The organism is Mycobacterium sp., from assembly GCF_050701675.1.
Classification (GTDB): domain Bacteria; phylum Actinomycetota; class Actinomycetes; order Mycobacteriales; family Mycobacteriaceae; genus Mycobacterium.
Genome location: NZ_JBOGDD010000912.1, coordinates 1 through 17,246, shown reverse-complemented (window position 1 = coordinate 17,246; position 17,246 = coordinate 1). Strand labels below are relative to the sequence as shown.

Annotated in this window: 20 protein-coding genes and 1 pseudogene; 12 read left to right on the top strand and 9 right to left on the bottom strand. The window is 66.1% G+C overall.

What is annotated here, in order from left to right:
• A pseudogene (locus ACRDUX_RS27695) lies at window positions 1-185 on the top strand (HNH endonuclease); the annotation flags it as partial.
• Here the strand turns inward: ACRDUX_RS27695 and ACRDUX_RS27690 are convergent.
• Window positions 182-565: a hypothetical protein gene (locus ACRDUX_RS27690; RefSeq protein WP_526418518.1), complete on the bottom strand. Its 384-nt coding sequence runs from the start codon at window positions 563-565 to the stop codon at window positions 182-184. The pseudogene ACRDUX_RS27695 and the gene ACRDUX_RS27690 sit on opposite strands and share 4 nt — an antisense overlap.
• 23 nt (window positions 566-588) lie before the next feature.
• Between ACRDUX_RS27690 and hisN the strand changes: the two genes are divergently transcribed.
• The 5 genes from hisN (at window position 589) to ACRDUX_RS27665 (ending at window position 5,394) form a co-directional block, all read left to right on the top strand.
• Entirely contained in the window at window positions 589-1,371 is a 783-nt protein-coding gene (hisN, locus tag ACRDUX_RS27685) for a histidinol-phosphatase (RefSeq protein ID WP_526418516.1), read from the top strand.
• A 69-nt stretch (window positions 1,372-1,440) separates the two neighbouring features.
• Complete coding sequence (locus tag ACRDUX_RS27680; protein WP_526418514.1) at window positions 1,441-1,605, top strand: hypothetical protein; 165 nt, start codon at window positions 1,441-1,443, stop codon at window positions 1,603-1,605.
• An 82-nt stretch (window positions 1,606-1,687) separates the two neighbouring features.
• Window positions 1,688-3,088, top strand: a complete 1,401-nt coding sequence (locus ACRDUX_RS27675) for an acyl-CoA dehydrogenase family protein (RefSeq protein WP_526418512.1) — start codon at window positions 1,688-1,690, stop codon at window positions 3,086-3,088.
• A gap of 62 nt (window positions 3,089-3,150) precedes the next feature.
• Complete coding sequence (locus tag ACRDUX_RS27670) at window positions 3,151-4,359, top strand: acyl-CoA dehydrogenase family protein (RefSeq protein ID WP_526418510.1); 1,209 nt, start codon at window positions 3,151-3,153, stop codon at window positions 4,357-4,359.
• Between the two features lie 36 nt (window positions 4,360-4,395).
• Window positions 4,396-5,394, top strand: coding sequence for an acrylyl-CoA reductase family protein (locus tag ACRDUX_RS27665; RefSeq protein WP_526418508.1), 999 nt, complete (start codon window positions 4,396-4,398; stop codon window positions 5,392-5,394).
• 10 nt (window positions 5,395-5,404) lie between these two features.
• Here the strand turns inward: ACRDUX_RS27665 and ACRDUX_RS27660 are convergent, their stop codons facing one another.
• The 5 genes from ACRDUX_RS27660 to ACRDUX_RS27640 all read right to left on the bottom strand — a co-directional run bounded on the left by ACRDUX_RS27660 (window position 5,405) and on the right by ACRDUX_RS27640 (window position 10,789).
• Window positions 5,405-6,772, bottom strand: a complete 1,368-nt coding sequence (locus tag ACRDUX_RS27660; RefSeq protein WP_526418506.1) for an MmgE/PrpD family protein — start codon at window positions 6,770-6,772, stop codon at window positions 5,405-5,407.
• Window positions 6,769-7,770, bottom strand: a complete 1,002-nt coding sequence (locus ACRDUX_RS27655; RefSeq protein ID WP_526418504.1) for a Bug family tripartite tricarboxylate transporter substrate binding protein — start codon at window positions 7,768-7,770, stop codon at window positions 6,769-6,771. The genes ACRDUX_RS27660 and ACRDUX_RS27655 overlap by 4 nt, the downstream gene beginning before the upstream one ends.
• Window positions 7,767-9,371, bottom strand: a complete 1,605-nt coding sequence (locus tag ACRDUX_RS27650) for a tripartite tricarboxylate transporter permease (protein ID WP_526418502.1) — start codon at window positions 9,369-9,371, stop codon at window positions 7,767-7,769. The genes ACRDUX_RS27655 and ACRDUX_RS27650 overlap by 4 nt, the downstream gene beginning before the upstream one ends.
• A gap of 28 nt (window positions 9,372-9,399) precedes the next feature.
• A complete protein-coding gene (locus ACRDUX_RS27645) occupies window positions 9,400-9,861 on the bottom strand; it encodes a tripartite tricarboxylate transporter TctB family protein (RefSeq protein ID WP_526418500.1) in 462 nt (153 codons plus the stop codon).
• Window positions 9,862-10,009: 148 nt separating this feature from the next.
• The gene (locus ACRDUX_RS27640; RefSeq protein ID WP_526418498.1) at window positions 10,010-10,789 is read right to left on the bottom strand and encodes an IclR family transcriptional regulator; all 780 of its coding nucleotides are present in this window, start codon (window positions 10,787-10,789) and stop codon (window positions 10,010-10,012) included.
• Window positions 10,790-10,924: 135 nt separating this feature from the next.
• On the opposite strand from ACRDUX_RS27640, the gene ACRDUX_RS27635 reads away from it, so the two are divergent.
• Genes ACRDUX_RS27635 through ACRDUX_RS27625 form a run of 3 tightly spaced genes read left to right on the top strand, consistent with a single transcriptional unit; the run spans window position 10,925 to window position 12,453 of the window.
• A complete protein-coding gene (locus ACRDUX_RS27635; RefSeq protein ID WP_526418496.1) occupies window positions 10,925-11,320 on the top strand; it encodes a VOC family protein in 396 nt (131 codons plus the stop codon).
• 22 nt (window positions 11,321-11,342) lie between these two features.
• Window positions 11,343-11,963, top strand: coding sequence for a chromate transporter (locus tag ACRDUX_RS27630; protein WP_526418494.1), 621 nt, complete (start codon window positions 11,343-11,345; stop codon window positions 11,961-11,963).
• On the top strand, window positions 11,953-12,453 hold the full coding sequence (locus ACRDUX_RS27625; protein ID WP_526418492.1) for a chromate transporter: 501 nt from the start codon (window positions 11,953-11,955) through the stop codon (window positions 12,451-12,453). The genes ACRDUX_RS27630 and ACRDUX_RS27625 overlap by 11 nt, the downstream gene beginning before the upstream one ends.
• Window positions 12,454-12,462: 9 nt before the next feature.
• Here the strand turns inward: ACRDUX_RS27625 and ACRDUX_RS27620 are convergent, their stop codons facing one another.
• Entirely contained in the window at window positions 12,463-13,380 is a 918-nt protein-coding gene (locus ACRDUX_RS27620; RefSeq protein ID WP_526418490.1) for an alpha/beta hydrolase, read from the bottom strand.
• 267 nt (window positions 13,381-13,647) lie between these two features.
• Between ACRDUX_RS27620 and ACRDUX_RS27615 the strand changes: the two genes are divergently transcribed.
• The 3 genes from ACRDUX_RS27615 (at window position 13,648) to ACRDUX_RS27605 (ending at window position 15,633) form a co-directional block, all read left to right on the top strand.
• Entirely contained in the window at window positions 13,648-14,427 is a 780-nt protein-coding gene (locus tag ACRDUX_RS27615) for an SDR family NAD(P)-dependent oxidoreductase (RefSeq protein WP_526418488.1), read from the top strand.
• 145 nt (window positions 14,428-14,572) lie between these two features.
• A complete protein-coding gene (locus ACRDUX_RS27610) occupies window positions 14,573-15,376 on the top strand; it encodes a transglutaminase-like domain-containing protein (protein WP_526418486.1) in 804 nt (267 codons plus the stop codon).
• 44 nt (window positions 15,377-15,420) lie between these two features.
• On the top strand, window positions 15,421-15,633 hold the full coding sequence (locus ACRDUX_RS27605; protein WP_526418484.1) for a hypothetical protein: 213 nt from the start codon (window positions 15,421-15,423) through the stop codon (window positions 15,631-15,633).
• 79 nt (window positions 15,634-15,712) lie between these two features.
• Here the strand turns inward: ACRDUX_RS27605 and ACRDUX_RS27600 are convergent, their stop codons facing one another.
• Window positions 15,713-16,459: a sensor domain-containing protein gene (locus tag ACRDUX_RS27600; protein ID WP_526418482.1), complete on the bottom strand. Its 747-nt coding sequence runs from the start codon at window positions 16,457-16,459 to the stop codon at window positions 15,713-15,715.
• A gap of 93 nt (window positions 16,460-16,552) precedes the next feature.
• Window positions 16,553-17,246 (bottom strand): aminotransferase class IV (locus ACRDUX_RS27595; protein WP_526418480.1); only part of this gene is annotated, 694 nt, incomplete at its 5' end.

The window sequence follows — 17,246 nt, the reverse complement described above, 5'->3', positions numbered from 1 at the left end:
AGGAAGCCCCCGGCTGGACGGTGACTGCGGCCTGCGATGACAAGGGCTGTCACACAGCCGAATTCATCACCCCGACCGGAGCGGTTCACCGGTCCACGGCGCCGGCCCTACCGGGGGCGCCCAGAGTCGAGCTCAGCCAGATCGAGTACCGCGTCGGCATCGAGATCGCGAAGTTCGCCGCCTAACGGAGTTCGGTGGCCGACTCGGGCGCCTCGGGCGGCGGGGTCGGCGCGAAGCCCCACTTGTCGGGATTCTTCGGGGAGTAGACGACGGGGAGCAGCTGACCCGCCGACGGTGAGCTGCCGACGGGCATGACCATCTGCCCATACACCTCGTGTTCGCGCACCGTCGGCCCGTTGATGACCCCGGTGATGGTCACGTTCTGTGAACCATCGGAATCGGCGCCGGCGCTGACGCCGGTGATCAGCAGTGTGCCGTGGACCATGTTGCCCCCGATGCCGCCGCCTGCGCCAGGGCCGCCACCGCGGCGTGCCCGCATGATGCGAGGTCCCAACAGGAGAACGATGCCACCGACCAACAGCAAGACCACGGCGAATTCCAACACGCCCCCATGGTAGGACTGCTGCCATGCCCACCCTTGCGGATGACATCGGCCTCGCGCTCCAGATGGCCGATCAGGCCGATGCGTTGACCCTGGATCGGTTCGGTGCGCTGGACCTACGGATCGAGACGAAACCCGATCTCACCCCGGTGACGGATGCCGACGAATCTGCGGAGAAACTGCTTCGCGGCCTACTTGCGACCCATCGGCGCGATGATGCGGTGCTTGGCGAGGAGTTCGGGGGCACCGCGGTCTTCCACGGGCGGCAGTGGGTGCTCGACCCGATCGACGGCACCAAGAACTTCGTCAGGGGCGTCCCCGTCTGGTCGACGCTCATCGCGCTCCTCGACGAGGGCGTGCCCGTCGTCGGCGTGGTCAGCGCGCCCGCATTGGGTCGGAGGTGGTGGGCAGGCGCCGGCGAAGGTGCGTACACGTCGTTTCGTGGAGTCAGTCGGCGCATCTCGGTGTCGGGCGTGGCCTCGCTGGACTCGGCCAGTCTGTCGTTCTCCGACCTCACCACCGGCTGGGAGGAGCGCCGCGCACGCTTCGTCGAACTCACCGACGCCGTGTGGCGGGTGCGCGGCTACGGCGACTTCTGGTCCTATTGCCTGCTTGCCGAGGGCGCGGTCGACATCGTTGCCGAGCCCGAGGTCAAACTGTGGGACCTGGCGCCACTCGACGTCCTGGTCCGCGAAGCCGGCGGCCGGTTCACCAACTTCGGCGGTACGGCGGGGCCCCATGGCGGCAGCGCGCTCGCCACCAATGGACTACTGCACGACGAGGTACTCGGCAGGCTCTCGCTGACGTAGCACCAACGGCACGAAGGAGTTTCGGAAACCCCCGATTCCCTGGCGGCCCAATCTACTAACGTCGTCCGGATGAAGAAGTCAACGATCCTCGCAGCCGCAGCGTTGGCCGGAATGGGCGCCGCAGTCGTCGCTCCTTCTGCGGTCGCCGACCCCCGCATCACCGTGCCGTTCGTTCCGGTGTCCGTGTGGGGCTCGACCGGGGACGACGGATTGGACGTGCCGCCAGCCCCGTGACGTTGATTACAGAACACGCTTATCTTACTCCGGAGTAAGATACGGTCATGAAGCACTGCCCCAACGACACGAGGCTGCGAACATGACCAACACCCTGCCGTCAACCAACGGCCACGAGCAGAGCCGGGCGCGCGAGAGCGCGATAGGCCTGCAGAAGTACAAGCGCTCGCCGACCGCCCTTGGGTTGGCACTGATCACACCGCTGCTGGGTCAGGAGTTCCTGGACAAGCACGGCCTCCGGGATCCGCTCAACCGCAGCCTGCGCTACGGCGTCAAGACGACGTTCTCAGCACTCGGCGCATCGACCCGCCAGTTCAAGCGGGTCCAGGGCATCGGCAAGCCGCCGACCCGCCTCAAGCCCAGCGGCGCAGACTACTTCGACCTGACTCCCGACGACGAACAGAAGATGATCGTCGAGACGGTCGCCGAATTCGCCGAGGAGTTGCTGCGCCCGGTCGCCCACGATGCCGACGCCGCCGCTGCCCATCCCCCCGGCCTGATCGACAAGGCCGCCGAAATCGGTGTCACGGCGATCAACGTCCCCGAGGACTTCGACGGCATTGCCGCGCAGCGCAGCACGGTCACCAACGCGCTCGTCGCCGAGGCTCTCGCCTACGGCGACATGGGACTCGCGCTGCCGATTCTCGCCCCCGGCGGCGTCGCCTCGGCACTGACCCACTGGGGCAGCGCCGACCAGCAGGCCACCTACCTTCGCGAGTTCGCAGGCGAGAACGTCCCGCAGGCGTGCGTCGCGATCGCCGAGCCGCATGCCCTGTTCGACCCGACCGCGCTGAAGACGACCGCCGTCCGCACTCCGAGCGGCTACCGGCTCACGGGCGTCAAGTCCCTGGTGCCCGCGGCCGCCGACGCCGAGCTGTTCGTCATCGCCGCCCAGCTCAACGGCAAGCCGGCATTGTTCATCGTCGAGTCCGGCTCCGAGGGACTGACCGTCAAGGCGGACCCGAGCATGGGCATCCGCGCCGCCGCCCTCGGCCGCGTCGAGCTGAACAACGTTGCGGTGCCGCTGCACAACCGCCTTGGTGAGGTCGGGGCGGAAGACGGGGAATACGCCAGGGACTATTCGGAGGCCATCGCGCTCTCCCGATTGGGTTGGGCCGCACTGGCAGTCGGTACGTCTCACGCGGTGCTCGACTACGTCATCCCATACGTCAAGGAGCGCGAGGCGTTCGGCGAGCCCGTCGCCCGCCGCCAGGCGGTGGCATTCATGTGCGCCAACATCGCCATCGAACTCGACGGGCTCCGACTGATCACCTGGCGTGGTGCGTCGCGCGCCGAGCAAGGCCTGTCGTTCGCCCGCGAAGCATCGCTGGCCAAGCGGATCGCCACCGACAAGGGCATGCAGATTGGTCTGGACGGCGTCCAGCTGCTCGGCGGCCACGGTTTCACCAAGGAACACCCCGTCGAACGCTGGTACCGCGACCTGCGTGCACTCGGCGTCGCCGAGGGCGTCGTCGTTCTATGAGCGGCGCCGTCCTCTAAGCCCCCAACGGCCGAAACACCAGACCAGGAACGGAAAACCCAGTCATGGCAATCAATCTGGAAATGCCGAAGAAGCTGCAGGCCGTCATCGACATGGCCCACGGCGCCGCCGCGGAGATGTTGCGGCCGATCTCGCGCAAGTACGACCTCGCCGAGCACGCCTACCCCATCGAGTTGGACACGCTCGCCGACCTCTTCGAGGGCATGACGGCGGCCAACACCATCTTGTTTGCCGGAACCGACGCGTTCCGCGGTGTCGAAGGGCCGAAGGAGAACGTCAACGGCGCCAACATGTCTGCGCTCGTCAATGCCCTCGAGATCAGTTGGGGCGACGTCGCCCTCCTACTGTCGGTGCCCTTCCAGGGACTTGGCAACGCCGCGGTCTCCGGGGTGGCTACCGATGAGCAGCTCGCCCGACTCGGGAAGGTCTGGGCGGCAATGGCCATCACCGAGCCCAGCTTCGGCTCCGACTCGGCGGCCGTGTCGACGACGGCGAAGCTCGACGGCGACGAGTACGTGATCAACGGCGAGAAGATCTTCGTCACCGCAGGGTCCCGGGCCAGCCACATCGTGGTCTGGGCAACACTCGACAAGACCAAGGGCCGCGCCGCCATCAAGTCGTTCATCGTGCCGCGCGAGCACCCCGGTGTCACCGTCGAGCGCCTCGAGCACAAGCTGGGCATCAAGGCATCCGACACCGCGGTCATCCGCTTCGACAACGCCCGGATCCCGAAGGACTACCTGCTCGGCAGCCCGGAGATCAACGTGGACAAGGGCTTTGCCGGCGTCATGGAGACGTTCGACAACACCCGACCCATCGTGGCGGCGATGGCCGTCGGCATCGCTCGAGCATCACTCGAGGAGCTTCGCCGGCTCCTCACCGACGCCGGAGTCGAGATCTCCTACGACAAGCCGGCGCACGTGCAGCACGCCGCCGCCGCGGAGTTCCTGCGCATGGAGGCCGACTGGGAGTCCGGCTACCTGCTGACCCTGCGGTCGGCGTGGCAGGCCGACAACAACATCCCCAACTCGAAAGAGGCGTCGATGGGCAAGGCCAAGGCGGCGCGGGTGGCCAGCGACATCACCCTCAAGACCGTCGAATTGGCCGGGACCACTGGCTATTCCGAAGAACTGCTGTTGGAGAAGTGGGCGCGGGATTCGAAGATCCTCGACATCTTCGAGGGTACCCAGCAGATTCAGCAGCTGGTGGTCGCGCGTCGGGTGCTCGGGTTGTCGTCGGCTGAGCTGAAGTAGCTGCCCAGCCCTGACCGAGGAGATACCGTCGGGGGCATGGACGACTTTCAGGCGCTGGTCGCGCGGCAAGACGGTGATCGCATCGACGCGACGGTGGAGACACTGTCGGAATCGGACCTGCCGCCCGGTGAGGTGACGATCCGGGTGGCCTACTCCAGCGTCAACTTCAAGGATGCCCTGGCGCTCACCCCCAAGGGCGGGGTGGTGCGCGACTATCCGATCGTGCCGGGTATCGACCTGACCGGCGAGGTGGTGGCCTCGACGTCGGACGAGTTCGGCGTCGGTGACTCCGTGCTGGCACACGGGTATGAAATCGGTACCGGACGGCACGGTGGTTACGCGGAGTACGCCAGGGTGCCCGCCGACCAAGTCGTGGCCCTCGGCTCGCTGAGCCCGTACGAGGGCGCCGCGATCGGCACCGCGGGTTTCACCGCCGCGATGAGCGTGCAGGCGCTGATCGGCCGTGGCATCAACCCGCAGGACGGTCCCATCGTGGTGACGGGAGCGACCGGCGGCGTCGGTTCGGTGAGTGTCGACCTGCTGTCGGCGGCGGGCTACGAGGTGGTCGCGTCCACGGGAAAGCCGGACGCGAGCGACGGATTGAAGGCACTCGGCGCCGCCGAGGTCATCCCCCGACTTCCCGCCGATCCCGACGCCAAGCCGCGGGCGCTTGGCAAGACCCGCTGGGCGGGCGCGGTGGACTGCGTCGGCGGCGCCACCCTCGCCGACGTGCTCAGCACCGTGTCCTATGGCGGTGCCGTGGCCGCCAGCGGACTGACCGGCGGTCCGACGCTCAACACCACGGTGCTGCCGTTCATCCTCCGCGGAGTTGCCCTGCTCGGCATGGACTCGGTGTTGATGCGGATCGGCCCTCGACGTGAGCTGTGGGCGCTGCTGGGTGGTTCACTGAAGCCGCAACGACTTTCACAGATCACCAGTGACGTCGACGTGAAGGACGTGGTCGGTGTCATCGATCGGGTGAGGGCAGGTACGTTCTCGGGTCGCACCGTGGTGAGGGTGGCTGACGGGTTCTGACGCGCGCGGATCAGTCCGGGTGACGGAACGGCCTCAGCACGTCGCTGGCCCTGGCCACGAGGTCCCAGTCCCAGCATTCGGCCAACAGCTCGTTGGCCGCATGGACGCCGAGGCGCGGTACTGCGATCGAGCGCAGCTTGGCATTCAAGTCGTCGTCGGACAGCGGGTTTTCGGGTGTGCCGCGGTTGGCGAGCACCTCGTGGTCGAGCACGGTGCCGTCATTCAGCGTGACGCTGATGCGCGCGCCCCGCTTGCCGACGGTGTCGTCGGCGCGGACCGTCACCAGCCCCCGCAGTCGCGCGACCTCGGGGTCGTTGACGGCGGCCGCCGAGAAACTGTCGAGCCCTAGATAGCCCGCATGCAATGCGAATGCCACGCAGTGGGCGGCGCTGAACCGCGCCTCCGACCCAGGAGCGGGGTGCACCAGCCCCGTGACCGATGCGGCGAACGGCAGCATCCGCACCTCGACGGACTTCACCGCGTCGATCGCGAACCGCGGGTCCTTGGTCAACTCGATGGCGGCGTCGATCGCGGGATGAAGCAGCGATGCGTTCGGGTACAGCTTGTGCCCGTTCGACAACACCGACCACACCTCGCCCAGTGACTCAACCAGGATCTCGGGTTCCGGCGCGCGCGAGATGACCGAGAGCAGACCGCGCTCCCCCTCGATGGAGGTGTCCCTTGCCGTCATGCCGCGCTCGGCCATCAGTGCGTTGAGGACTCCGTTCATCGCCGCTCGGGCGGGCTGCAGCGCCTTGGCGTCGCTGCCGTAGCTCTCCCGAATGCCCGACGCCTGGGCGGCTGCCATGCCCATCGCGTTGGCCGTTGCGGCGCCGCCGAGTCCGAGTGCTCGCGCGCCGGCCGCGGCTGACGCAAGGTGACCGGCGGTACCCGTCACCTGCCATCCACTCTCGAAGTGGGTGATCCCGGCGGCCCGCGCCACCCGGGCGCCGACCTCGAAACCGGCCACGTAACCCGCCAACGCCTGCGCACCGGACAGCGGCCGCATCTCGGCGATCGCCAGCACCGTGGGCCACACGCACGAACCGAGGTGGATGGTGGTCTCAGGCGGGTTGAACACGTCGTCGAAATCCATTGCGTGCGAGGAGTATCCGTTGGCCAGCGCAGCGAACGGACCGCTGGTGCTCTGGCCGGAGCCGATGATGGTGGCCACCGGTTCCGACGCGACGGCGGCGATCACGTCCCGCAACTTGGCCGAAGCCGGTTCCACCGATCCGGCGAGCACCGCGGCCAGCCAGTCGACCAGCGCCCTCTTGGCGCCGTGCACCACGTCGGGCGGCAGGCCCGCCAGTGTCACCGAGGACACGAAGTCGGCCAGGGATCGGGTCTTGGTCGGCTCGTCTTGCAGGTCGGTCATCCGTTGTTGGCCATATTCGCCACGAGCGGCTTGGCCGCGTCGGTGAAATCGTTTATCTGCTTGTGCAACTCGTCGCCGACGACGAACTCGGGATTCAGACCCTCACTGCGCAGATACTGCTTCCACGCGTCCGTGGCGGCGACCTTTTGAAAGAAGTCCTGATAGAACTTGACGGCCTCGTCCGACATCTTCGGCGGTCCGGCGATCCCGCGGAACTGCAGATGTTCCGGGAACTCGCCAAGATCGATCTTCTGCTCGGCGATCGTCGGGACGTTCGGGAAGTCGGGCACCCGCTTGTCGGAGAAGACACCGATCAACTTCAACTTGCCCGCATCGATCTGGTCTGCGAAGTCCGGAATGGCGCCGATGTCGATCTGGGCGTCACCGCGCAGCATCGCCGTGATGCGCGGCGCGCCATCGTCGAAGGACAGGTACTTCCACTTCACGTCGGAGTTCTTCTCGATCTCCAGCGCGACGAGGTTGTCCACCGAGTTCGGCGATCCACCGGTCTGCACCATCTCACCGGGATTCTTCTTGGCGGCAGCGAGGAACTCAGCCATCGTGTTGAAGGGAGCATCGGCGGGCGCCGCGATGACCTGTATCTCGTCCGCCAGCATCACGATTGGGGTCAGGTCGGTCAGGACTGCGGGGGCCGATGCCGCGGCAAGGCCGCCGATGATCCACTTCGACGTGAACGCCGAGATGAAGTTGGAGTCGCCTGGCTTGCCTTTGAGGAAGGCCATCGCGCCGAGCCCGCCACCTTCGGGCTTCGCGATGACGGGCCAGTTGTCCTTCAGGATCTGGTTGTCGCGGGCGATCTTGATGAGTTGGCGCGCGAACAGATCGCTGCCGCCACCGGGTCCCGTGTCCACGATGAACTGAACGTTGTTCGGCGTCCCGCCGGCCGCCGTGGTGGTCGAGGCGCCGCAGGCCGCGGTTCCCACCGCGACGGCCACGCTCGCTGCCAGGACGCCCAGGCGCTTGATGGTGGTGTTCATTGGTTCACCTCTCGGGTTTCGACGTTCTTGTTCAGGGCTGGTTCGGACTTGGGGTCGGGTGCGGTCAGGTCGTCGAGCTCCAGGTCGGGCAACACGCTGTCCTTGGTGGGCAGCCGATTACCGCGGCGCCGACTGAGGATGGCGAGCACGACGACGATCACTGCGAGCCCGAGCACGATGGCCGAGATCGGGCGCTCCACGAAGATCAGAAGACTGTTGTCGGACAGGATCAGCGACTGGCGTATTGCGTTCTCCGCCTGCGGACCGAGGACGAACGCCATCAGGAGCGGGGTCGGCGGGATCGAGAGTTTGCGGAATGCATAGCCAAGGGCACTGAAGAAGATCAGCATGTAGATGTCGAACATCGAGCCGCGCACGCTGTAGGCGCCGACGACCGCGAGCACCAGGATCGCCGGGTAGAGCACCCAGTACGGGATCTTCAGGAGCCGAACCCAGAGCGGGATCATCGGAAGGTTGAGCACCAGGAGCGCGACGTTGCCCAGATACAGACTCGCGATCACCGGCCAGACGATCTCGGGGTTGGTCTCGAAAAGCCTTGGCCCCGGCTGGATTCCGAACAGCAGCAGGGCGGCGAGCATCACCGACGTACTGGCACTGCCAGGAAGACCGAGTGACAGCAGCGGAACCATGGCGCCGCCGACTTCAGAGTTGTTGGCCGCCTCCGGCGCTGCGACGCCCTCCATCGTGCCCTTGCCGAACTTCTCGGGATTCTTCGAGATGTTCTTCTGCAGCGTGTAGGAGACGAACGAGGCGATCGTCGAGCCGCCCCCCGGGACCGCCCCGACCAGGAATCCAGTGACGGAACCCTGGACGATGGCCCCGCGGCAGTCCTTGAGATCCTGCATGGTGGGCAGTAGGTTTCGGATTCCCTTGGGGATGGCGAGCAATGACTTGCCCCGCTGCTCCTCGACGTTCATCAGCACTTCGGCGACGGCGAACATGCCGAGGGTCAGCACCAGGAACTCGACCCCGTCGAAGAGGTTGATGTTGCCGAAGGTGAAACGCTCCGTGCCGCTGAACAAGTCGACGCCGACCGTGGAGATCAGAAGCCCCAGCGCCATCGAGATGAAGCCCTTGACGGGCGACTTGCCCGTGACGGTGATGACGAGTAGCAGCCCGAAGACCATCAGGCACGCGAACTCTGGCGGACCGAAGGCCACCGCGAACTTGGCGATGATCGGAGCCAGGAAGGTCAGCGCGATGACACCGACGGTGCTCGCGACGAAGCCGGAGATCGCCGACATTCCCATGGCGGGCCCGGCGCGGCCCTTCCGTGCGAGCTGGTGCCCGTCGTAGCAGAGCACCACCGACGAGGTCTCCGTGGGAATGTTCAACAGGATCGCGGTCGTCGAACCCGCGAACTTGGCGCCGTGATACAGGCCAGCCATCATGATCAGCCCGGTGGTGGGCGGCAGTTTGAGGGTCAACGGCAACAGCACGGCCAGTACAGCCGCCGGATTTCCAAGTCCTGGAAGGATTCCCACGATGGTGCCGAGAGTGACACCGATCAGCACCCACATCACGTTCATCGGGGTCAGGGCCGTGCCGAGCCCGTCGACGAGGCTTTCAAGCGCGTTCAAGACGAAGTCCTTTCACCGACGGTGTCGGTTAGGCGGGGAACAGCGGGCCGGAGGGCAGCGGAATGGCGAAGAGATGTGCGAACAGGACGTAGGTCGCCACCGGGATGAGCACCGCCGCCAGGAGACTGCGGAAGTCGCGGCGGCGCTCGATGCCGTAGAGGATCACCAGGACCAGCAGCACCATCGCCGGGATGTAGCCGATGATGGCGACCAGCGGGGCGATCACGCCGAACACGATCAGCACTCCCACTGGCCGCAGCATCCGCCGGGCAGCACCGGGTTCGGCGCGATCGGCCTCGTGCTCCTCAGAGCCTTCGCGCACGGCGATGGCGGCCAGCAGCAGCCCGAGCACGATCAGCAGGCCGGCCAGAATCTTCGGGAAGAACCCGGGACCCGGCACGTTGTGAGCGCCGAACATCGACAGATCCCTGGCATTCCAGGTCGCTGCCGCGCCAACCACCGCGGTCACCAGGCCCGTGTAGAAGTCCATCCGACGCATCCGCCGCACACCGCCTATTTCTTCCAGACAGACATTGTGTCTGCATTACAGAAGCTATGTGACGTATGTAACTCTGGGCGGGGACTCGCGGTCAAGTCTCTGCGGACAATTTCTTTAGAGCAGACATACGGGTGTTGGCCTAGAGCCGTAGCTCGTCTGCCCGCTCGATCAGAACCGAGGCGATCTCGCGGCGCCTCTCCTGACTGAGCCGGGTAGTGGGGACGGCGACCGCCACCGCGGCCAGCGCCCTTCCGCTGCCGTCGCGCAGCGCTATCGCCACCGACCCGACGCCTTCCTCGCTCTCCTCGTAGTTGGTGGCATACCGGTTGGCCCGCACTTCCTCCAGGGCGGCGATCAGCAAGGGCACCGAGGACACCGAGCGGTCGGTCTGCGGCACGATCGACGCCGGGTCGGCGTACATCGCCCGAATGCGTTCGTCGGTCAGTTCGGCGAGCAGCGCCTTTCCGCCGGACGTGCAGTGGGCAGGCAACAGGCTGCCGGTGCGCGGGGCCACGCGCAGCGCCCTGGTGCTCTCGACCGCGTCCACGTAACGAACCTTCGTGCCCTCGAGCGTCATGAGGTGCACCGTCTCGTTGAACTGGTCGGCGAGATCGACCAGCAGAGGTCTTGCCCTGCTGCGGAAGTCACTCTTCTCGACGACCGACAGACCGATCTCCAGCAGCGTCGGGCCTGGCCGATATGTCCGTGACTGGGGGTCCTGCTGAACGAATCCGTGGTGAATCAGCATGGCCAGCAGTCGGTGGGCCGTGGAATGTGCCACGCCCAGATAGCTGCAGGCATCCGTCAAGCGCAAGGTGTCGCGGTCGTTGAACAGCCGGATCAGACGCAGGGCGTTGTCCACGGAGGTGATCGGGTAGGCCGGTTGAGCGCCGTCCCCCGACACTGGATATGTCTGCATAACAGACATGTTGTCGGCACAGAGGAAATTTGTCCAGCGAAACTGCCGTATGGGTCTTGACTTCTCGACGCAGCCCCAATTAGCTTCTGTATTGCAGACAGAACGTCTGACTAGCAGAATTCTCAGGAGGAAAAGATGCGGATCCGCCATCTGGGGATCGTGACAGAAGATCTGGAACGGTCGGCCGAGTTCTACGAGAAGGTGTTCGGCTTCAAGCGTCTTGGCGACGTCAGGACGCCGGGCCACTACCCAGGAAAGGCGCTCGACCTGTCCGACGGCGAGGTGAACTACTCACTTCTCTGCCCCGATGAGCGAGTGGAGACGTCGGTGTGGACGCAGGGCACCCTGGGCCCCAACCACATCGGTGTCGAGATCGAGGACACCGCACGCGCCGCCGAGGCACTCAAGGGCTACGGCATCGAGATCTACGGCGAGGACAAGGAACAGTGGCCGCCGCGATTCTTCAAGTTCAAGGATCTCGACGGTGTCGAGATCGACGTCGCCACCCCCGACCGCAGCTGGAAGTACTAGCCCCAGAGAGCGAGTTCGACCGGTGGCCGGAGCGGATCCTGAATCAACAGATCGCTCCGGCCACACCTGGTTTCAGGTCTTCCTGGGAATGCTGCGCATCGGTGCGACGGCGTTCGGTGGCGGGAGCGCCACCATCGTCGCGATGCGCCAGCTCGCACTGCGCAAGCACTGGCTGACCGAAGACGAATTTCTCGAGACCGTCGTCTTGAGCAGGGTCACCCCGGGAATCACGATCCTGGCCCAGGTGATCCTGATCGGCAAGAAGGTCGACGGGCTGCGGGGCGTCCTCGCGGGCCTCGTCGGGATGCTGCTGCCCTCGATCACCATCACGATCCTGCTGGCGCGCCTCTACGTCCTGGTCAAGGACGAATCCTGGTCGGCGGGCCCGTTGGACATGGTCGCCGCCGTCGCCGCCGGGTTCGCGGTCGCGCTGGCCCTTCTGCTCCTCAAGGACACGCTCCTGGTGGATCGGCACTGGCGCGGACCCGCCGGCTTCATCGGCTACGTCGCACTGGGTGCCTTGGTGCCCAACCCCGTCTGGATGCTGCTGGCCGCCGTGGCCGTCGGGCTACTGTTCCCCGCCCTCTTCGTGTCGAAGGACCCCGACGATTGGGACGACCCGGGAGATGCAGATGCCGCTTAGCCACCTCTTCGTCGTCATCATGGTCGCCAGCTTGTTCAGCTTCGGCGGGCTCGGTTCGCTGCCGGTGCTGGAGAGTCAGCTGTCGTCCAACGGCGTGTCGCCGGACGCCGTCGTGCTGCCGTCTCTTGCAGTCGGGAACATCAGCCCCGGACCCAACGGCCTCTATCTGATCGCGGCCAGCTACTTCATGGGCGGCATCACGGGCAGCCTGGTGGCCTGCGCCGCCGTCGTCGTGCCGCCGTTCCTGGTCCTCGCGGTGCAGCGGGCCAAGCAGCGATTGATCCACCTGCCGCGCTTCCGCGCGATGCTGCGATCACTCGCCCTCGCGGTCGTGGCGCTGCTGGCCGTCACCGACTGGTCTCTGGTCAAGCAAGCCGCCACCGGGCCGTTGGCGATCGCGGTGATCATCGCGGGCACCCTGATGCTGCTCTTCCGGGTGCCCCCGCTGATCGGCGTGCTGGCCGCGATCGCCGTCGGGATCAGGTGGTGAGCGCCGGCCTCAGAGCAGGTGGCTGATCAGGTCGGGCTTCATCTGCTGCAACTGCGCACCCCAGTACGGCCAGTCGTGCGTGCCGGAGTCCGGGAAGTTGAAGACGCCGTTCTTGCCGCCCGCCGCGATGTAGTTCTCCTGGAACGTCTTGTTGGTGCGGATGGTCAGGCCCTCGAGGAACTTGGCCGGCATGTTGTTGCCGCCCAGCTCGCTGGGCGTGCCGCTGCCGCAGTAGACCCAGATGCGGGTGTTGTTGTTGACCAGCTGCTGGATGTTCACCATCGGGTCGTTGCGCTTCCAGGCGCTGTTCGGGTCTTCCGTCGGGCCCCACATGTCATTCGCCTTGAAGCCGCCTGCGTCACCCATCGACACGTTGATCAGGAACGGCCACGAGCCCTCGGAGGGGTTCAAGAAACCCGAAAGCGATGCCGCGTAGATGAACTGTTCCGGGTGGTAGATCGCCAGGTTCATCGACGCCGAGCCGGCCATCGACAGCCCGACCGCGGCGCTGCCGGTGGACTTGACCTGCTTCTCGGAGGCCAGATACGCGGGCAGTTCCTGGGTCAGGAACGTCTCCCACTTGTACGTCTGGCAGCCTGCCTTGCCACACGCCGGCGAATACCAGTCGGAGTAGAAGCTGGACTGGCCGCCGACGGGCATCACGATCGACAGGCCGGAGCCGTCGTACCACTCGAACGCCTGGGTGTTGATGTCCCAGCCGTTGAAGTCGTCCTGGGCACGCAGGCCGTCCAGCAGGTACACCGCGGGAGAGTTCGCGCCGCCGCTCTGGAACTGCACCTTGATGTCGCGGCCCATGCCCGCCGAGGGCACCATCAGGTACTCGACCGGCAGGCCTGGTCGTGAGAAGGCGGACGCGGTGGCGGAGCCACCTACGAAACCGGCGAACACGGGCAGCAGAACCGCCATGAAAGCCGTGATGAACAACCGGCGCACAAAGATCTCCTCATCGTCAACGGGGGCCGCGGTTCATAGGTTTGACCCCTCGAGCATTCGGAGCCGTAGCGCCGTGGGATGGGTTCCTCACATCTTCCGGCGTCGCCTCGCGTCGTTGCCCAGGCGGAACGGTCCTTGCAAAACGGTTCCATACTCTCCTGGGAATGTCATGTGAAAGCAAGCAGGACTAACGAGTCGGGTTGGGGAATAGCCCGCACCGCGCGGGGGTAATACTGCTTCGTGCACATCGACCTGACCGGTAAGACCGCCCTCGTCACCGGCTCCACCCAGGGCATCGGTCTTGCGATCGCCAAGGGTCTCGCGGGCAGCGGTGCCAGGGTCGTGGTGAACGGCCGTACCGCGGCCCGTGTCGACGAGGCCGTCGCCTCGTTGGAGGGTGACGTGGTCGGCATTGCGGCCGACGTCACCACCGCCGAGGGCGTCGCCGAGCTGGTGAGTGAACTGCCGGACGTCGACGTGCTGATCAACAACCTCGGCATCTTCGGCGCGGTCCCGGCTCGGGACATCACCGACGACGAGTGGCGCCGCTACTTCGACGTGAACGTGCTGTCGGCCGTACGCCTCATCCGGACGTATCTGCCTGCGATGACCGAACGGGGCTGGGGCCGGGTCATCCAGATCGCCAGCGACTCCGCGATCGTCATCCCCGAGGAGATGATCCACTACGGGACGTCGAAGACGGCGTTGCTGGCGGTGTCGCGGGGATTCGCCAAGGACGCGGCGGGAACGGGCGTCACCGTCAACTCCGTGATCGCCGGCCCGACGCACACCGCGGGTGTCGAGGACTTCGTCTACCAACTGGTCGACGCGAATCTGCCGTGGGACGAGGCGCAGCGCGAGTTCATGCGCAAGCACCGCCCACAGTCGCTGATTCAGCGCCTGATCGAGCCCGACGAGATCGCGGCCATGGTCACCTATCTCAGCTCACCGCTCGCGTCCGCGACGACCGGCGCCGCCGTCCGTGTCGATGGTGGGTACGTGGACTCGATCCTCCCCTAAACTCACGAGCGTCACGTCGGTGTGAGCCTGGCCGACACGCGCCCCATTCGTGTTTGGCCGGGGTCCTCGCCGGGTACCGATCAGCCGACACGATGCGCTTGCCGCGTCTCTCCTTAGTACGAGCACGGAAAGTCTTGGTGATCCCATGAGGCGTGAGGTCGGAGCTCAGCTCCAGGTCGAGATCTTCGACCCGACGACGCTCGAGTTCCAGATTGCGGTCGCCCCGCAACCCGGTGCCGAGGTTTCCGAGGAGTTGTCATTCACGTTGAACGGCACCGTAATCGAGCCGCTCGAGCTGGTGGGTCAGCACGGCACCCGGATCCACAAGTTCGATGCGGGCAAGGGCACGGTCCTGGCGAACTACCAGGCGACGATCATCGGTCAGGCCGAGCCGGCGCCGGTCACCGAGATCGATCTCTCGACTTACCTACGGCCCAGCCGCTATTCCGAGGCGGACAAGTTCTATGGTTTCGCCGCAACGGAATTCGGCAACCTGGCCAAGTCCGTCACGCTGCTGGAGAAGGTGTCGTCCTGGGTGGGCACGCGGTTGCAGTACGTTCCCGGGTCAAGCGATCCCATCGACGGCGCGGCTGACACCGTCCTCGCCGGGACTGGTGTGTGCCGTGACTACGCGCATCTGGTGATCGCGCTCTTGCGTGCGGTCAACGTGCCCGCCCGCCTTGTCGCGGTCTACGCGCCGGGCTGCTACCCGATGGACTTCCACGCCGTCGCCGAGGCGTACGTCGACGGGATGTGGCGGGTGGTCGATGCGACGTGCCTGGCGCCGCGGCAGACGATGGTGCGCATCGCGACCGGCCGCGACGCCGCCGACACCGCATTCCTCGACAACCACGGCGGGGGCATCAACCTGACGAGCATGAACGTGAACGCCTGGGTCGAGGGAATGCTGCCGTTGGACTCGGTCGAGGAGCTCGTCGCGCTGGGCTAGGCGAACACCCAGGGACGTCCAGGTTGGCCGCCTAGGGTTCGGGCATGAGGTGGATCTCGGTTGCGGCGGTGCATCTGGAGGCGGCCGGCGTCATCCCGCGCGGCGGACCTGCGATCGCGATCCTGATCGCGGGTCTCTTCGTCGCCGTGGTCGGTGCAATCGTCGCCATGGAGATACAGCGCAATCCATTCGTGTGGGCGGTCATCGGCTTCGTCGCCACGATCGTCGTTGCCAGCGCCGCCCTCGCCGTGATCTGAAAGCAGTGGCTGCCCAGTAACTTCGACTGGACCGGTTCGGCCGACTCACTGTTCGAGTCGCTCGTCGTCGATTATCGGATCAGGGAATCTTGGCGAGGATGTCGGTGGCGACGGTCGCGCCCTCGGCGTCGATCGTCGGCCCGCAGGCCCGGACGTCGACGATGACGTCCGCCTTCACTCCCAGGGCGCGTTGGCATTGCCGCCGATCGTCGCCGAAGGTCAGGGTGATCAGGTCGCCGTCCACCCGGGGGACGCCGAGAATGTGGTGTTGGGTCTTGTCGGCGCGGGGGAAGAAGGCCGTGAGCTGGTGTCTCGCGCAGGCATTCCAGTCGTGGGTCTGCCGAGCGAAGAAGTGCTGAGCATCCGCGGCCGAGGCAAAGATGCTCGCGCCCTGCGCCAGGTGCTCGTCCTGGCGGGTTCGATCGACGAGGTTCTGGTCGGCAATGGTGGTGTACCTCGGACTGACCTGTGCCATCGTGAGATCGTCGAAAGGGTCGAAGGCCCCGGTGCATTCGGCCGGGTTGACCGTGACCCCCGTGGCGGGTAGATCCGCTGTCAAACCTTCGTCGACCATCGACGTCTTCATCACCGCGCTGACGTCCTCGGCGCTCAGCAAGAGATCGGCGGCGATGGGTGCCTGCGTCGGTTGCCGCGAAGTGAGCGGCGAGGATGCGGAACCGGCTGAGGACGAGTCAGTGCGCTTGAGTGCGGTGCTCACGACGGCGATGCCGACCGCGAAGACCAGCACGACCACCACGGTGAGGAACACCCACCAGGAGCGGGCTCGGCCGGGCCGACGTAAACCCCGGCCCCACTGACCATCCATGCCTGGCTCCCTTGCCCGCGACGGTGGCCCGATCCTACGGCCGACCGCGGATCCGCGACCGCCCGAAGCGGGCAAGGGAGGTGACGTTGACCGTCAGTAGTCGATGGCTTCGATCAGTGGCCCCTTTTCGTCCATCAAGGCCCAGAAGCGGTCGCGGATGGCGGTGGTGATGGGTCCGGGTGTGCCGTCGCCGATCTTCTCGCCGTCGAGGGTGTTGATGGGGGTGACGCCGCCTGCGGTGGTGACGGCCATGAGTTCGTCGGCGTCGTAGAGCTCTTGGCTGGTGACGTCACGCAGGGTGGCCTCGATGCCCATCTGGTCGGCGAGTTCGTAGACCGTCTTGCGGGTGATGCCGGGCAGCGCGTTGCGCAAGGGGGAGGCGAGCTTGCCGTCCTTGACGATGACGACGTTGAAGCCGGGTCCTTCGGCGACGCAGTTGTCGGAGTCCAGGAGGATGGCGGTACGGGCGCCGCGGTCCTTGGCCTCGAAGCTGGCGGCGGTGAGATCGCCCCATTGGTAGTTCTTGATGGTGGGGTCGATGGTGTTGCGGCCTGCGCGGCGGACGTGGCGCGGGACGATGGCGGTGGTGCCGAAGATCTGCTCGGCAGGGGGGAAGGCCCACAGGTAGGGGATGGCGTAGATGTACACCTGATGGGTGAGCTTGGTGAGGTCCTTCTCGCCCTTCTTCTTGCCGTAGCCGCGGGTGATGGTGAGGTTGACGAACGATTCGCGCAGCTGCGACATGGCGACGCACTTCTTGGTGATCTCGGCGAGTTCGGCCTTGCTC

Excerpts from the sequence above, each read along its gene's own strand:
- ACRDUX_RS27660 (WP_526418506.1), bottom strand. The coding sequence starts at position 6,772 with ATGACCGACCTGCAAGACGAGCCGACCAAGACCCGATCCCTGGCCGAC.
- ACRDUX_RS27600 (WP_526418482.1), bottom strand. The coding sequence starts at position 16,459 with ATGGATGGTCAGTGGGGCCGGGGTTTACGTCGGCCCGGCCGAGCCCGC.
- ACRDUX_RS27605 (WP_526418484.1), top strand. The coding sequence starts at position 15,421 with ATGAGGTGGATCTCGGTTGCGGCGGTGCATCTGGAGGCGGCCGGCGTC.
- ACRDUX_RS27640 (WP_526418498.1), bottom strand. The coding sequence starts at position 10,789 with ATGCAGACATATCCAGTGTCGGGGGACGGCGCTCAACCGGCCTACCCG.
- ACRDUX_RS27610 (WP_526418486.1), top strand. The coding sequence starts at position 14,573 with ATGAGGCGTGAGGTCGGAGCTCAGCTCCAGGTCGAGATCTTCGACCCG.
- ACRDUX_RS27655 (WP_526418504.1), bottom strand. The coding sequence starts at position 7,770 with ATGAACACCACCATCAAGCGCCTGGGCGTCCTGGCAGCGAGCGTGGCC.
- ACRDUX_RS27620 (WP_526418490.1), bottom strand. The coding sequence starts at position 13,380 with ATGGCGGTTCTGCTGCCCGTGTTCGCCGGTTTCGTAGGTGGCTCCGCC.
- ACRDUX_RS27635 (WP_526418496.1), top strand. The coding sequence starts at position 10,925 with ATGCGGATCCGCCATCTGGGGATCGTGACAGAAGATCTGGAACGGTCG.
- ACRDUX_RS27665 (WP_526418508.1), top strand. The coding sequence starts at position 4,396 with ATGGACGACTTTCAGGCGCTGGTCGCGCGGCAAGACGGTGATCGCATC.
- ACRDUX_RS27625 (WP_526418492.1), top strand. The coding sequence starts at position 11,953 with ATGCCGCTTAGCCACCTCTTCGTCGTCATCATGGTCGCCAGCTTGTTC.
- ACRDUX_RS27675 (WP_526418512.1), top strand. The coding sequence starts at position 1,688 with ATGACCAACACCCTGCCGTCAACCAACGGCCACGAGCAGAGCCGGGCG.
- ACRDUX_RS27670 (WP_526418510.1), top strand. The coding sequence starts at position 3,151 with ATGGCAATCAATCTGGAAATGCCGAAGAAGCTGCAGGCCGTCATCGAC.
- ACRDUX_RS27645 (WP_526418500.1), bottom strand. The coding sequence starts at position 9,861 with ATGGACTTCTACACGGGCCTGGTGACCGCGGTGGTTGGCGCGGCAGCG.
- ACRDUX_RS27680 (WP_526418514.1), top strand. The coding sequence starts at position 1,441 with ATGAAGAAGTCAACGATCCTCGCAGCCGCAGCGTTGGCCGGAATGGGC.
- hisN (WP_526418516.1), top strand. The coding sequence starts at position 589 with ATGCCCACCCTTGCGGATGACATCGGCCTCGCGCTCCAGATGGCCGAT.